This is a genomic window from Nocardia sp. NPDC049737 (genome assembly GCF_040674755.1).
In the GTDB taxonomy this organism is placed as follows: domain Bacteria; phylum Actinomycetota; class Actinomycetes; order Mycobacteriales; family Mycobacteriaceae; genus Nocardia.
In genome coordinates this window covers 98,238-115,174 of sequence record NZ_JBFANH010000031.1, presented here as the reverse complement: position 1 = coordinate 115,174, position 16,937 = coordinate 98,238, and the positions used below count along the sequence as shown (strand labels likewise).

The window sequence follows — 16,937 nt, the reverse complement described above, 5'->3', positions numbered from 1 at the left end:
TGTTGTGACGAGTGATAGTCCCTGCGGCGCGAGCGTCGGGCCCGGAGGCGGTAGCGGAGCGTATCCACGGAGGGCACCGGGAGGGCCGCGAATCGGACACTGCGGCGCAAGGCATGTCGGCGACATTCACCTACGCCACCGACTTGTTCGACGCCGCCACCGTGCAGGACTTCGCCGATCGCTTCCTGCGGGTGCTGTCCGCGGTGGCCGCCGATTCCGATGCGGTGCTCGGCGACATCGATCTGCTCGCGCCCGGCGAGCGCGATCTGGTTCTGCACGAATGGAATTCGGCTGGCGCGATGGTGCCGGATGTGACGCTGGTCGACCTCATCCTGGCACAGGCGCACCGCCGCCCGGATGCGATCGCGGTCCGATTCGGTGATACCGCACTGAGTTTCGGTGAACTGCAGCGGCGCGCGAACCGGGTGGCGCGGGCGCTGATGGCGCGTGGCGCGGGACCGGAAGCGCTGGTCGCCGTTGCTGTCGAGCGGTCCGAGCAGCTGCCCGTCGCGCTGCTCGGTGTGCTCACCGCCGGTGCTGGATATCTTCCGATCGACATCACGTATCCGGCGCAGCGACTCGAGTTCATGCTCACCGACGCGCAGCCGACCTGTGTGCTGACCACATCGGATCTGCTGGGCGACATTCCGGCGACAGACGTTCCGGTGGTGCTGCTCGACGAAACCGCGGGCTTCGGCGAATCGTCGATCACCGATATCGAGCGCACGTCCCGGCTGCGTCCGGACAACCTGGCCTACGTCATTTACACGTCGGGCTCCACGGGTGTTCCGAAGGGCGTCGGCGTTTCACATCGCAATGTGGTCGAGCTGTTCGCCAACACCCAGTTGATGTTCGAGTTCGACGACACCGATGTGTGGACGCTGTTCCACTCCTTCGCCTTCGACTTCTCGGTGTGGGAACTGTGGTGCGCGCTCGCCAATGGCGGCACCGTGGTAGTGGTCGACTACCTGACCTCCCGTTCCCCGGAACAGTTCCGCGACTTGCTGATTCGCGAACAGGTCACCGTGCTGAACCAGACGCCGTCCGCGTTCTACCAGCTCGCCGAGGCCGACCGGGCCTCGCATGCCGGAGACCAGGGCAAATTCGCGCTGCGCTATGTCGTATTCGGTGGTGAGGCACTGGACCTGCGTCAGCTGCGGCGCTGGTACGAGCGGCACCCCTTCGATGCGCCGTGGCTGGTCAATATGTACGGCATCACCGAAACCACGGTGCACGTGTCGTTCCTGGCGCTGGATGAGCAGCTCGCCGAGAATCCGGCCAGTGCCATCGGTCGTGCACTGCCCGGGCTGGAGAGCTATGTGCTCGATGATCGGCTGCATCCGGCTCCGGTCGGGGTGGCGGGCGAAATCCATGTCAGCGGTGCGCAGTTATCTCGTGGCTACCTCGGTCGGCCCGGTCTGGCCGCGACCCGTTTCGTGGCGAATCCGTTCGGGGCGGCGGGATCTCGCATGTACCGCACCGGCGACCTCGGTCGCTGGGCTGGTTTCGCGGGCCACGCGAATCTCGAATACGCCGGGCGCACGGACCAGCAGGTGCAGCTGCGCGGCTTCCGCATCGAACTCGGTGAGATCGAATCGGCGCTGCTTGCCCAGCCCTCGGTCAGCCAGGCGGTGGTGCTTGTGCGTTCCGACGAACACGTGGGTGATCGTCTGGTCGGATACGTTGTGGCCGAGGTGGATTCGCAGGTGCAGGGTGCGGAGTTGCGCAGCACGATCGCCGAATTCCTGACCAGCTATATGGTTCCGGACGCGATCGTCGTACTGGACGCTTTGCCGTTGACCCTGAACGGCAAGCTCGACCGAAAGGCGCTGCCCGCACCGGAATTCGTCAGCAGCGCCACCTACCGCGCCCCGCAGACCCCGATCGAGCAGGCCGTCGCCGGGGTATTCGCCGGACTGCTCGGTGTGCGCGATGTCGGCCTGGACGACGATTTCTTCGTCCTCGGCGGTAACTCACTGCTGGCTACCAGGGCGGTCAGCAGAATCAACGAAGCGTTGGACGCGAATGTCTCGGTGCGCGAACTGTTCGAGGCATCGACCGTTTCGGCACTGGCCGCACGAATCGTGCCCGGCTCCTCGACCGGAACCCGTACCCCGCTGGTTGTGACGGCGCGTCCGGAACGAGTGCCGCTATCGCTGGCGCAGCAGCGCATGTGGGTGCTCAATCAGTTCGATACCCGCTCGGCGGCCTACAACATCCCGCTCGGCATCGGCCTGACCGGTGCACTCGATGTGCAAGCGTTGCGCGATGCCATCGCTGATGTGCTCGAACGACACGAGGCGCTGCGCACCCGCTACCCGTCGACGGGACCGGGCGGGCTGCCGTACCAGGAGATCCTGCCGGTCGCCGAGGCCTGGCCGGGCGGGCTCGCGGTCGAGTCGAGCCGCGATCCGATCGTCCGCATCACCGAGCTGATGTCGACCGGATTCGATGTGACCCGAGAGGTTCCGGTGCGCGGCGTGCTGCTGCGTGGGACCCCGGAGCGTCATCTGCTCGCTATGGTGGTGCACCACATTTCGGCCGACGGCGCCTCGATGGCACCGCTGGCCCGTGACCTGATGCTCGCCTATGCCGCGCGCTGTGCCGGTGATGTCCCGACCTGGACACCGCTCGAGGTGCAGTACGCCGACTTCGCGATCTGGCAGCGCGAGGTCATCGGCACCGATGACAACGAGAACTCCGTAGCCGCACAGCAATTGGCCTACTGGCGCGAGCAATTGGCCGGACTGTCCGGTGCGCTCGAGCTGCCGCTGGATCGGCCGCGGCCGGCCGTGCCGTCCATGCGCGGTGCGTCGACGGCCTTCACGCTTTCGCCCGAGGTGCACGCTGGACTGATTCGCATTGCCCGGGAGCACAATTCGTCGCTGTTCATGGTGGTGCACGCTGTGCTCGCGGTGCTGCTGGCGCGGCTGTCGGGCAGTTCCGATATCACGATCGGCACTCCCATCGCGGGCCGCGGTGAGCGCGCGCTCGACGATCTGGTCGGCATGTTCGTCAACACCTTGGCGCTGCGCACCACGACCGAATCGGCAACCACCTTCGACGCGCTCGTCGAACATGTTCGCGAGACCGACCTCTCGGCCTTCGGCAATGCCGATATTCCGTTCGAGCGGGTGGTCGAGGCGGTGTTGCCGAACCGCGCGACCTCGCACAACCCACTGTTCCAGGTGGTGCTGTCCTTCGACAATCTCGAGCCGCCGAAGCTGGAGTTGCCAGGTCTGACGGTCGCGGCACTGGATACCGGTGCGGTCGCGGCGAAGTTCGATCTGCAGCTGACCGTCGAGCCACGGCACGGAGCGGACGGCGCACCCGGCGAGCTGGTCACGGTATTCAATTACGCCACAGACCTTTTCGACGCATCGACGGTGCAGGCATTCGGTCGCAGGCTGACCCGGATCTGCGCCGCCGTCGTCGCGGACCCGCAGGTCAGCGTGGGCGATATCGATATCCTCGATGCCGCCGAACGCGATCGCGCGTTGGCCGCGCCGGAAACCGTGCTGGAGCCCGCCGCCGACGGCGTACCGCTCACCAGCGGTGCGGCCCTGACTCAGGCGCTGGCCGCCGCGGTGGAGGAGGATCCGGACGGGCCCGCGGTGGTCTTCGGCGAGGACGCGGTGTCCTTCCAGGATCTCGACGCGCGGTCCTCGCGACTGGCGCGGGTGTTGATCGGCCGCGGCTGCGGTCCGCGCACCGGGGTCGTGATCCGGCTGGATCGCGGGGTGGACGCGGTGGTCGCCACCTGGGCGGTGCTCAAGGCCGGTGCCGCATTGACCCCGGTGACCGGCCTGAACGGTCCGCTACCGGTTGGTCTCGAGGTCAAGGTCGGACTTACCGCCGGTGCATGGCCCGCCGATAGCAGTGTCGACTGGCTGGTTCTGGACGATCCGGACGTGCTCGCCGAGATAGCCGCCGAATCGCCGCGACCGGTGACCTACGCTAACCGGACCCAGGCGCTGCGCGGTGAGGATCCGGCCTTCGTCGCCGGAGTTACCTTGTCCTACAACGACATTTCCGTCGCGACCAAACGGCTGCGAGCCCGCACTGAGCTGACCTTCGAGTCCAGGCTGTTCCGGCACGGCCGCGCGGATTCGGCGGCGGCGCTGCTGGAAGTGGTCGCGGCCGGTGAGAACGGCGCGTCGGTTGTGGTGACCGCCGGTAACCTGGACAACGTAACGCTTTCGGCACTATTGGCCGACGAATGGGTGACGCATCTGTTCATCGATCGGGCCGGGCTCGGGCCGGTCGAGGTGACGGGGCTGGAGGATCTGCACGCGGTGGTGCTCGATGATGGCGCGCCCGCGCCGGAATTCGGGGCCGTCCCGGTTGTAGTCGACCTCGGTGCGCTATTGGGCGTCCCGGACCTGGGTTGATCTTCCACCCGGAAGATTCGGCGGCAGGTGCTCGCACGGGTCGTTGCCGGTAGCAACCGGTCCGGGTAGTGGCGATGAGCGAGGGGAGGAAAGTTCCTATGCCGGGATACCGGTCGGTGGGACAGGATCGGGTGCGCACGGTTGAGCTGCAGTCGCAATACCGGCCAGGGGTATTCGAGGGGACACTCGAGTTCTTCAGCGCCACGGTAGATGCCCAGGCCAGAGGCGATCGCACCCCCGCCGACTGGCAGCCTTTCGTCTCCGATGAGATCATCGATCGCCCGATCGGGTCGACGCACGAGTTGATGACCTCTGCTGAAGCGTTGACCGAGATCGGTCCCCGGCTCGCTGAGCTGCTCGAAACCCCTGAGCGGTAGCGATCGGCCGGGGAACGCAGGTGGATCGTCGGCGGGAACAAGCGGCCATTGCGGTTACGATCGGGGTCTGACCATGCGATGCTTCTGAGCAAGCGCTGGGAGGGGAGCACTTTTTAGGGATTACAGGGTAGGTGAGCTCCTTCATGTTTCGGGTGGTTGCACAACGTCGGCATGAGGAAGCTGCGTTGTTTCGAGCGACCTGCGAGCAGTCGCAAGCGGTGAGCCAGTGACGCGCCAGGCTCGGGTGCGGCCGGCTCGGACACGGACACAGCGGACGCGCGTCATCACCCTGCCGCAGTTGATGGCGGCCGCCGTCGAGGCGAATCCCGGCGGCCTCGCCGTCGTATTCGCAGATGTCGATACCACTTCCGGTGGGCTCAGCTATGCCGAGTTGGATGAGCGTTCGACCCGGCTGGCCCGGCTGCTCATCGATCGTGGTGTGGGGCCGGAGGATCTGGTCGCGGTGGCCGTTCCGCGATCGGTGGATTCGGTACTCGCGGTGTGGGCGGTGGCCAAGACCGGCGCCGGATTCGTGCCGGTAGACCCGCACTATCCGGCGGATCGGGTCGCGCACATGCTGACCGACTCGGCTGTGAGCTTCGGCCTGACCGTCGGCGCGGTTCGCCGCGGCCTGCCCGATTTCGCCGAATGGCTGGTCCTCGACGACCCCATCACCGCGCAACTGCTGCAGCGGTATCCGGTGGACCGGGTGACCAATCAAGATCGGGTGCGACCACTGCACGGGGCACATCCGGCCTACGTCATCTATACCTCCGGCTCGACCGGCGTCCCCAAGGGCGTCGTGGTCACCCACCAGGGATTATCCGGCTTCTGCGATGAGCAGCGGACCCGATACCGGGTGACGAGTTCGGCCCGGACACTGCATTTCGCCTCCCCGTCCTTCGACGCGTCGGTGCTGGAACTGCTGCTGGCGTTGGGCGGTGCGGCCACCATGGTGGTCGTCTCGCCGACTGTCTACGGCGGCGCGGAACTGGCCGCGGTGCTGCGGCGCGAGCGGGTGACCCACGCCTTCGTGACGCCTGCGGCTCTGGCCTCGGTGGAGCCCGACGGACTCGACGAACTGCGGGTCGTGGTGACCGGTGGTGAGGCCTGTCCGCCGCAGTTGGTGCGGCGCTGGGTACTACCGATCGCGGGCGGGCTGCTGCGCGAATTCTTCGATGCCTACGGTCCCACCGAGGCCACCATCGCCACCAATATCACCGCGCCGATGGTGCCGTGGGAGCCGGTGACCCTCGGTCCGCCGATCCACGGCATCGCCGCCTATGTGCTCAATGATCGGCTGGTGCCGGTGCCGAACCGGGTGGTCGGCGAACTATATGTCGCCGGTGCGCAACTGGCGCGCGGTTACCTGGGCCAACAGGCGCTCACCGCGACCCGATTCGTGGCCAACCCGTTCGAACCGGGCACCCGCCTCTACCGCACCGGCGATCTGGTGCGCTGGACCGCGACCGGTGAACTGGAGTACCTCGGCCGCAACGACTCCCAGGTGAAGATCCGCGGCTTCCGCATCGAGCTCACCGAAATCGACGCGGTACTGGGTGCATACGATCGTGTGGATTTCGCGGTGACCGTCGGGCACGAACTCGATAGCGGTACCACCGTATTGGCCTCGTATGTGCACCCCGTCGACGGGCGGAACGTCGATATGGCGGAGCTGAAGGCCCTGGTAGAGCGAAAATTGCCCGCACATATGGTGCCCGCGTCCATCACGGTGCTCGACCAGGTGCCGCTGACGCCCATGGGCAAACTGGACCGCAGGGCGCTGCCCGCGCCGGTATTCGAGGCGAAGGTATTCCGCGCACCCACGACACCGGTCGAGGAGATCGTCGCGGGCACCTTCGGCGATGTGCTCGGTGTCGCGCGCGTCGGCCTGGACGACGACTTCTTCGAGCTCGGCGGCAATTCGCTGCTGGCCACCCAGGTCACCGCCCGACTGGATGCCGCGCTGGACACGCAGTTGGCGGTCCGCGATCTGTTCCATGCCTCGACGGTCGGCGCCTTCACCGCCGTCGTCGAGCGGACCGCCGGATCCGGCCGGAGTCGACCGCGGCTGGTCGCGGGGGAGCGGCCCGAGTTGATTCCGCTGTCGCTGGCGCAGCAGCGGTATTGGTTCCTCAACCAGTTCGATACCGAGACCTCGGCGGTGGACAATATTCCGCTCGCCGTGCGGCTCACCGGTGAGCTGGATGCGGCGGCGCTCGGGCTGGCCATCGGCGATGTGCTGTCCCGGCACGAAGTACTGCGGACCACCTATCCGAGCATCGGTGGGCGGCCGCATCAGGTGATCCATCCGGTGCCGGATACGCGGTTCGCCATGGTGCCGGTCGATGTGGCCGAGGACGAACTGGTGCGCCGGCTCATCGACTTCGCCGTGCTGACCTTCGATGTGACCGTCGAGGTTCCGATCGCGGTCGCACTGTTCCGCCTGGCGCCGCGCGAGCATGTGATCGCCTTGACCGTGCATCATGTCGCGGCCGACGGCGCATCGATGGGTCCGCTCGCCCGCGATCTGATGGTCGCCTATGCCGCGCGGATGCACGGGCAGGCGCCGCTGTGGCAGCCGCTGCCGGTGCAGTACGCCGACTACGCGCTGTGGGAGCGCGAGGCGCTAGGTGACGAGGACGATCCGCAATCGCCCGCCGCCCAGCAGATCGCCTACTGGCGGCGGACCTTGGCGCAGTTGCCGGACCAGTTGGAGCTGCCGACCGACCGCCCGCGCCCGCCGGCCCAGTCGTTCCAGGGCAGGTCGGTGCGGTTCGCGATCTCGGCGGACCGGCACGCGCGACTGCATGCGCTGGCGCGGGCCAACCACGCCTCGCTGTTCATGGTCGTGCATGCGGCGCTCGCGGTGCTGCTGGCACGACTGTCGGGCACCGACGACATCGCGGTCGGCACGCCAATCGCGGGTCGTGGTGAGCGCGAACTCGATGACCTGATCGGCATGTTCGTCAACACGCTGGTGTTCCGGACGCGGGTGCGTCCCGGTGATAGCTTCGCCGCTCTGCTCGCCGATGTGCGCGAGCGCGATCTCGAGGCCTTCGCCAATGCCGATGTGCCCTTCGAGCGAATCGTCGAGGCGCTGAATCCGGTTCGCTCGATCGCCCGCAATCCGCTGTTCCAGGTGGGTCTTTCCTTCCAGAACCTGGCCGAAACTACCCTGGAGCTGCCCGGACTTTCCGTCGCGCCGGTCGATTTCGATTTGCAGCTGGCCAAGACGGATCTGCACATCTCACTGGCCGACCGCTACACCGACGACGGCGCGCCCGCCGGGATGGTGGCCGACTTCGGTTATGCCAGCGACCTGTTCGACGAGACGACAGTGCGCGGCTTCGCCGACCGGTTCGTCCGGGTACTCGATGCCGTACTCGCCGATGTGTCGGTGCGGGTCGGCGAGATCGAACTGCTCGCCGGTGACGAGAGTGCGCGGATTCTCGCGAGTTGGAATGCCACCGCACACCCGATCGATACGACGGCGACCCTGGTGTCACTTCTGGATGCGACCGTGGCCGCCGACCCGGATGCGGTGGCGGTGGTATCCGATCAGCCGGGACGCAAGCTCAGCTACGGCGAACTCGATGCCCGGGTGAACCGGTTGGCGCGGTATCTGATCGAACGCGGCGTGCGCCCGGAGGACCGGGTGGCATTGGGCATCCGCCGTTGCGTCGATCTGATCGTCGCGATGTACGCCGTGGCGAAGTCCGGTGCGGCGTATGTGCCCATCGATCCGGATCAACCCGCCGAACGCATCGAGTACATCCTGCGGACCGCGGGACCGGTCTGCCTGTTGAGCTCCGTACACGACGGCTTCCATACCGATGTCGTCGATTCCGTCACGATCGATGAGCTCGACCTGTTGCACTACTCGGACGCGCCGCTCGCCGCGCATGAACGCCGCGGTGCGCTGCTGCCGAGCAATACCGCGTACGTGGTCTATACGTCGGGTTCGACCGGGCAGCCGAAGGGCGTGGCGGTGGCGCACGGCGCGATCGTCAACCAACTGCTCTGGGAGACAGCCGAATTCGGTCTCGGAGCCGACGAGGTGGTGCTGCTCAAGACGGTGGCCACCTTCGACCTTTCGGTCTGGGAGTTCTGGACGGCGGCGGTATGCGGTGGCACGGTGGTCATCGCCGCTCCGGATGGTCATCGGGATCCTGCCTATCTGAACGAACTGATGGCTCGCGAGTCGGTGACGACCCTGCATGTCGTGCCCTCGATGCTGGACGCGCTGTCGACGGGTCACCTGTCCCGATCACTGCGCCGGGTGCTGGCCATCGGTGAGACGCTACCGGCCGCCACCGCACAGCGATTCCGTCAGGACAATGGCGCGGACCTGTTCAACCTGTACGGCCCGACCGAGGCCGCGGTCTCCATCACCAACCATCGGGTGACCGACGCCGACACGGTTACCGTGCCGATCGGTAGGCCGCAGTGGAACAGCCATGTCTACGTGCTGGATTCGCGTCTGCGGCCGGTGCCGGTCGGCGTATCCGGCGAGTTGTATCTGGCCGGTGCCCAATTGGCGCGCGGCTACTTCGGACGGACCGATCTGACCGCGGAACGGTTCGTGGCCAACCCGTTCGAATCCGGTGCCCGGATGTACCGGACCGGCGACCTGGTGTCCTGGAATGAGCAGGGCGAACTGGAGTACCACGGCCGCACCGACTTCCAGGTGAAGATCCGCGGTTTCCGCATCGAACTCGGCGAGATCGAGAGCGCGCTGCTCGCCCGGCCCGAGATCGCGCAGGCCGCGGTGCTCGTCAAATCCGATGCACGGATCGGTGATTGGCTGGTGGCCTATGTCGTACCGGCCGACGAGGCGAGCTCGGTCGAGGCCGCCGAACTGAAGGCCGCGCTGGCCGCGGTGCTGCCGTCGTACATGATGCCCAATGCGTTCGTAACGCTGACGTCCTTGCCGCGCAATGCGAATGGCAAGCTGGATCGTGCCGCGCTGCCCGATCCGGAGTTCGAGACCCAAGTCTTCCGCGCCCCTGCCACCCCGGTCGAGGAGATCGTGGCCGGTGTCTACGGCGAGGTGCTCGGTGTCGAGCGTGTGGGGCGCGATGACGATTTCTTCGCCATGGGCGGCAATTCGCTGCTGGCCACGCAGGTGGCGGCCCGGGTGGGCGACGCGCTGGATACCAAGGTGCTGGTGCGCGCGATCTTCGAGACACCCATCGTGGCCGGACTCGCCGCCAAGGTCGAGACCCATGCCGGTTCCGGTCGGCGACAGCCGCTACTGGCCGGGCTGCGGCCGGAGCAGGTCCCGCTGTCGCTGGCGCAGTTGCGGATGTGGTTCATCAACCAGTTCGATACCGGCTCGGCGGCCTATCACATCCCGGTGGCGGTCCGGCTGTCCGGCGAACTCGATATCGCCGCACTGGGTTCGGCGGTCGAGGATATGGTTGCGCGGCACGAGGTGCTGCGCACCGTCTACCCGCTGACCGCGGATGGGCCGGTGCAAGAGGTGCTCGCACCCAACGAGGTGCCGATCGATCTGGTCCCTATTCCGATCGCGGAATCGGATGCGGTGCGGCAGGTGCAGGAGATCGTCGCGGCGGGCTTCGATGTCACGGTCGAGGTGCCCTTCCGCGCGACCCTGTTCCGGCTCGATACCGGTGATCACATCCTGGTATTCGTCGCCCATCACATCGGCGCCGACGGCTGGTCGATGTCGCCGCTGGTCCGCGATGTCATGCTGGCCTACTCCGCCCGCAGCGCGGGTGAACCTCCCTCATGGTCGCCGCTGCCGGTACAGTACGCGGATTTCAGTGTCTGGCAACGTATGGTGCTCGGCTCAGAGGATGATCCGGAGAGCTTGATCTCGGCACAGGCCCAATACTGGCGGACCGCACTGGCGGATCTGCCCGATGAACTGAATCTACCTGCGGATCGCCCGCGCCCGGCGCTGCGGACCTTCACCGGCGGGCGCCACGAATTCGAGATCGATCCGCTGGTGCACGCCGGTCTCGTGCGGTTGGCTCGCCGACACAACGCCACCATGTTCATGGTGGTGCACGCCGCGCTGTCGGTATTCCTGGCGCGCATGTCCGGCACCGACGATATCGCCATCGGCACCCCGGTGGCCGGTCGTGGCGCGGCCGAACTCGACGACATGATCGGCATGTTCGTCAATACGCTGGTGCTGCGACTGCGGGTGCCCGACGACCGCACCTTCGGTGACCTGCTCGCCAACGCCAAAGACGCTGACCTGCAAGCCTTTTCACATGCCGACCTGCCGTTCGAGCGATTGGTCGAACTGCTGACCCCGCCGCGTTCCACGGCTCGGCACCCGCTGTTCCAGGTGTCGATGTCGTATCTGAACCTGCCGACCAGCACCTTCGAATTGCCCGGATTGCGCGCGCAGACCTTCGATTTCGCCGTCGACACCGCGAAATTCGATCTCTCGCTGACCATGTGGGCACCCGGTACCGCCGCGGAAAGCCTGCGCGGTGAGTTCAACTTCGCGCGTGATCTGTTCGACGACAAGACGATCGAGATGTTCGCCGCCCGGTTCACCCGGCTGCTCACCGAGATCGTCGCACGCCCGGACGCCCCGATCGGTGACCTGCGGCTGCTCGGCGCGGCCGAAGAGCAGGCTCTGACACCGGTGCGGAGGGGTGAGCCGCCCGCCGTCCGGCTGCTGCCGGACCTATTGACCAGCGCGGTCAGCGTCGATCCCGAACATGTCGCGGTGCGCACGGCCGGTCGCTCGATCTCCTACCGCGAACTGGACGAATACTCCTCGCGACTGGCTCGGGTGCTGATCGATCGCGGTGTCGGCCCGGAATGCCTTGTCGCACTAGCCTTCCCGCGTTCGCTGGAGATGGTCGCGGCCTTCTGGGCGGTCGCCAAGGCCGGTGGCGCGCATGTGCCGATCGACCCGACGTATCCGACGGACCGGATCCGGCAAATGGTGACCGATTCCGGTGTCGTCCTCGGCATCACCACCTCCACCTACAGCGAGCGGCTGCCCGACGAGTCGACCGAAACCAGCTGGCTACAGCTCGACGATCCCGCGATCCACGCCGCCGTCGCCAGTAAGTCGCCAGCGCCGATCACCGATGCCGAGCGGCTGGCGACACTGCTGCCGCAGCATCCGGCGTACGTCATCTACACCTCCGGCTCGACGGGCACACCGAAGGGCGTCACCGTCACCCATGTCGGCGTCGGCGGCGCCGTCGAGAACGCCAGCGCCGTATTCCAGCTCGGCCCGCAGCATCGGTTCGCGCATCTGTGCTCGCCGAGCTTCGATCCGTCGATTCTGGAGTGGCTCTGCACCTTCCACAACGGCGCGACGCTGGTCATCGTGCCGTCCACCATCCTCGGCGGACCGGATCTGGCCGCGCTGCTGCGCACCGAGCGGGTCACGCACGCGATCTTCACTCCCGCTGTCCTCGGCACGGTCGATCCGGCCGGTCTGGACGAATTTCGATACCTGTGCTGCGGTGGCGATTCCACCTCGCCCGAGCTGGTCGCCAGATGGCAACCGGGACGGCACTTCATCAACGGCTACGGGCCGACCGAGGCGACGGTGGCCGCGTCGTGGAGCGAGATGATCGCCGGAGGGCGCATCACGATCGGCGGCCCGGTGCCGGGAACGCCGATGGTGGTGCTGGATTCGCGGCTGCGCCCGGTGCCGCCCGGTGCCGTCGGCGAGCTGTATCTCGGTGGCACCGCACTGGCACGCGGCTATCACGACCGTCCGACGCTGACCGCGGAACGCTTCGTCGCCGATCCGTGGGGTCCGCCCGGTGCGCGGATGTATCGCACCGGTGATCTGGTGCGCTGGGTCGGCGAACCGGGGGAGTGGGAGCTCGAATACATCGGTCGTACGGACTTCCAGCTCAAGATCCGCGGTATGCGCATCGAACTCGGTGAGATCGACGCGGTGCTCGGCGGCCACGACGATGTCGAATTCGCAGTCACGATCGGTCGGGAAACCCCAACGGGCGAGAAGATTCTCGTCGCCTATGTGCTTGCGGTAGCGGGGCGGACCATCGACACCGGTGCGCTCACCGAATACGCCGCGCGCAGCCTGCCTCGGCATATGGTGCCCTCGGCGGTGGTGGTACTCGATATGGTGCCGCTGACCCCGGTCGGCAAGCTCGATCGCGCCGCGCTGCCCGCACCCGAGCTCGCCCCGCGCCCCTACCGCGCGCCCTCGACCGCGCAGGAACAGGCCGTCGCCGACGTATACGCCGAGGTACTGGATCTCCGGAGATCGGGCATCGATCGGGTCGGCTCCGATGACGATTTCTTCGCACTCGGCGGCAGTTCGCTGGCCGCCATGCGCGCGGTGCACAGGCTGCGCGAGCTGACCGGTATCGCGGTCCAGGTGCAGTGGTTCTTCACCGATCCGACCGTCACCGCGCTCACCCAGCGCATCATGGCGGCCGATGACACCGAGGCCCACGAATACGGGTTGAACGCCGAGGCCGCACTCGATGTGCTGCTGCCGATCCGGTACGGCACCGGCGAAGCCCTGTTCTGTATCCATCCGATGGCCGGATTGTCCTGGTGCTACACCGGTCTCGCCCAGTATCTGCCCGCCGACCGCCCGATCTTCGGTGTGCAATCGCCCGCGCTGTCCGAATCCGACTTCCGGCCGGATTCGCTGGATGCGATGGCTCGGCGCTATGTCGAGGAGATCCGCGCGGTGCAGCCCGAGGGGCCGTATCGGCTGCTCGGCTGGTCGCTCGGTGGTGCGCTGGCCCATGCGGTCGCGGTTGAATTGCAGTCCGCGGGTGCCGAAGTCGCGCTACTCGCCATGCTGGACAGTCGCACCGGCGGCAATATCGCCGACTTCTGGGCGGAGCTGCGCTCGGCCTTCGCCGAACTCGGCATCGGCCCGGACATGCTGGGCGACAGCAATATCCGCAACCTCACCGAAGAGGCGCTCGCGGTGCTGTACGCCAACATCCCGCCGGAACTGGCGCTGCTGACCCCGGACCGACTGCGTCAGAGCTACCGCGGTGCGGTGCGCTCGGTAGAGCTCGGAATCAACCATCAGCACAAGGTTTTCCACGGCACGCTCGAGTTCTTCAGCGCCGCCGGCCACACCGCCGAATCCCGGGCCTGGCGGCCGTACGTCGACGGCACGATCAACGAGCATCCGGTCGAGGCGACCCACGAGCTGATGACGTCTCCGGCGGCCTTCGCCGAAATCGGACCGGTCCTGGCCGCCTTGCTCGCAGCGCCGGAGCCGGTCGAGGATGCCGCGGAGCCAACCGAAGCCGAGGCATTCGCGCCGGTCGAACCCGCCGCCGTACCGGAGGGATACGAGTACGCGGCACCGCTCGCCGATCCGGCCGCGTTCGACCACGACTACCCGACATCGGTCCTGGTCCCGATACCTATCGATGTCCCGGAACCGACCGAGGACACGGCCGCGCCCGATGAGCTGCCCCCGACGGTCGAGGCCCCGGCACTGGATCTCGACGACGACGAACCCGAGATTGCCGAGAAACCCGAGCGCGTCCCGTTCGCGGTCATCCACGACGACGACCCGATCGAATTCGCCGTCCCGCACCGCCCGGACGAACCCGACGACGCGCCCATCCCGCTATCGCTGACCCCGAATGCCGTGCGGCTGTTGGATATCGGCGTCGAACTGCGCGTCGTCACCCTCGAGATCCCGCCCAACTACTCACCGGAGGCGGTGCAATTCGCCGTCGATACGGTGCTCGAACAGCATCCGATGCTGTGGGTCCGCCTGCACCGCGACGGTGCGGGTACTGATCCGGTCTTCGAGATCCCGGCCGAGGCACAGCGGCTCGACGAGGCCTTCCTCGGCCTGGAGTACGGCATCGATCAGACCCCGCCGCCGGTCGACGATGTGGTGCGCGCGGTCGCCAGCGAACTCGATCCGGCACATGGCCGCAATATCCGCTTCGTACTGGTCGGCGGCCGCGAGGTGCCCACGAGCATGGTCATCGTCGCCAATGGCCTCGTCGTGGACGACACCTCCTGGCGCACCATCATCGACAAGCTGTCACTGGCCTGGTCGCGCGGCAGACACCGCACGCCCGCCGTTCCCGAGTCCGGACTATCCGACTTGCTGAGAGTCCTGTCCGAGGGTGCGAGCGGCCCGGCGGCAATCGAGGAAATGGCGTGGTGGCACCACACCCTGAGCGTGGTTCCCGCCGCCAAGGCAGGTGCCACGAACAAGAACCTGCGCTCGCGGCGCCGGGTCTCGCTGACGATCACCACCGAGGGCACCGCCGCCGTCGTCGCCGCGGCCGCCGCACACGGTGTCAGCGTCGACGAAGTCCTGCTCACCGCCCTCGCGCTCGCCCAGATCACCTCCGCGGGCGAAACCGTCACCGAAGCCATCGGCCCGGTGGTCCGGCTGCACGCCGATAGCCGGGCGATGGCCGAGGCCGATACCCTCGTCGGCGCCTTCACCACCGATTACCCGCTCCCGCTGCAGTTGGCGGGGGTGAACATCCAGGAGGCGTTGGTCGGTGGTCACGCGGCGGGTGTCGCGATCGAGCAGGTCAAACGGCTCACCGGTGCCGTGCCGTCCTATGGCGTCGGGTACGGCCTGCTGCGTTATCTCAATCCGGATACCGCCGCCGCCCTGAGCGCACTCCCCACCGGCCGGTGCGGATTGCGTTATCGAGATCTGCGCCCGGCGCGCGTGCACACCGACGCACCGGCCGGGGATCTGCTGCTCGATATCACCGCTGACGCCACCGCCGAGGGCCTGCTCGTTCGCTTCGACTACGCGGCCGAGGTATTCGGCGGTGACGAGGTCAAGACCTTCGCCGAACATTGGATCCGAGCCCTCGGCGGGCTGGCCGAATACGGTCAGCGATATCCGGGGCGACCATAATCACATTCCGGCCGTTCAGGCATGATGGAGCAACATTGCGGTAACGATGTCCACTATCGTCACGACTAAATAGGCCGTATGGTCGGCCGCGGTGCATGCCCGCGGCAAGGGGAAGCCCTACCGTAATCACAATACGAAGTGAAGGTGTGAAATTGATGCGTAGTCTGATCCGGCGTCGCGGCACACGTGCGGCGGCGGTGATCGCGGCAACCGCGGTATTCGCGGGGGTCATGTCCGGCTTCGGCGCATCTACCGCGACGGCTGATCCGATCATGGATTCCAAGACGCTGCTGGCGAACCCGGTCGCGCCGGACGGCTCGAAGATCACCAAGGCGGAGTACAAGGGCGACCGCAGCATCCGCCTGTATGTCTACTCCGCCGCCATGGACCGGACCTTCCCGGTCGACGTGCAGCGCCCCGCCGACGCCTCGGCGCCGCGCCCGGTGCTCTACCTGCTCAACGGTGCCGGCGGCGGTGAGGACAGCGCGTCCTGGGTGGCCAAGACCGATGCGCTGAAGTTCCTCGGCGACAAGAACGTCAATGTGGTGCAGCCCATCGGCGGCAAGTGGAGCTACTACACCGACTGGATCAAGGACGATCCGGTTCTCGGCCGCAACAAGTGGAAGACCTTCTTCACCGAGGAGCTGCCGCCGCTGATCGACGGCGCGCTCGGTACCAACGGCACCAACGCGATCGCGGGGCTGTCCACCTCGGGCACCACCGTGCTCGCGCTGCCGATCGCCAAGCCGGGCCTCTACAAGGCCGCCGCGGCCTACAGCGGCTGCGCCCAGACCAGTGATCCGGTCGGCTCGGAGTTCGTCAGGCTGACCGTCGAGACCTGGGGCGGCGGCAATGTCGAGAACATGTGGGGCCCGATCGGTGGGCCGGAGTGGACGGCGAACGATCCCTACGTGAACGCCGAGGGTCTGCGCGGCACCGACCTCTACATCTCGACCGGCAACGGTCTGCCCGGCCCGTACGACACCCTGGACGGTCAGTACGCACTGCCCGGCTCGGGCGGTCTGGCCAACCAGATCCTGATCGGCGGTGTCATCGAGGCGGGCACCAACTACTGCACCAACAACATGAAGGCCAAGCTGGATTCGCTGGGCATCCCCGCCACCTTCAACTTCCGTCCCAATGGCACCCACTCCTGGGGCTACTGGAATGACGAGTTGCACGCCTCCTGGCCCACCCTCGCCAAGGGCCTCGGTCTCTGAGTCGATCCCCGCGCTTCCCAACCGACCGCCCCGATTGTGACCTTGTACACAACCGGGGCGGTCTGTTTTATATAGATAGTGCTAAACAAAAAGT

The 16,937-nt window shown here is 66.9% G+C and carries 4 protein-coding genes; all 4 read left to right on the top strand.

The window, feature by feature from the left end:
- Positions 1 to 113: 113 nt before the first annotated feature.
- The 4 genes from AB0J47_RS33830 (at position 114) to AB0J47_RS33815 (ending at position 16,843) form a co-directional block, all read left to right on the top strand.
- Positions 114 to 4,391: an amino acid adenylation domain-containing protein gene (locus AB0J47_RS33830; RefSeq protein ID WP_364355612.1), complete on the top strand. Its 4,278-nt coding sequence runs from the start codon at positions 114 to 116 to the stop codon at positions 4,389 to 4,391.
- A 98-nt stretch (positions 4,392 to 4,489) separates the two neighbouring features.
- Positions 4,490 to 4,768, top strand: coding sequence for a hypothetical protein (locus AB0J47_RS33825; RefSeq protein WP_364355609.1), 279 nt, complete (start codon positions 4,490 to 4,492; stop codon positions 4,766 to 4,768).
- A 226-nt stretch (positions 4,769 to 4,994) separates the two neighbouring features.
- Positions 4,995 to 15,623 (top strand): amino acid adenylation domain-containing protein, encoded by a 10,629-nt coding sequence (locus AB0J47_RS33820; protein ID WP_364355606.1) that lies wholly within the window; start codon positions 4,995 to 4,997, stop codon positions 15,621 to 15,623.
- A 230-nt stretch (positions 15,624 to 15,853) separates the two neighbouring features.
- Positions 15,854 to 16,843: an alpha/beta hydrolase family protein gene (locus AB0J47_RS33815; RefSeq protein ID WP_364355624.1), complete on the top strand. Its 990-nt coding sequence runs from the start codon at positions 15,854 to 15,856 to the stop codon at positions 16,841 to 16,843.
- The last annotated feature ends 94 nt before the right edge of the window (positions 16,844 to 16,937 follow it).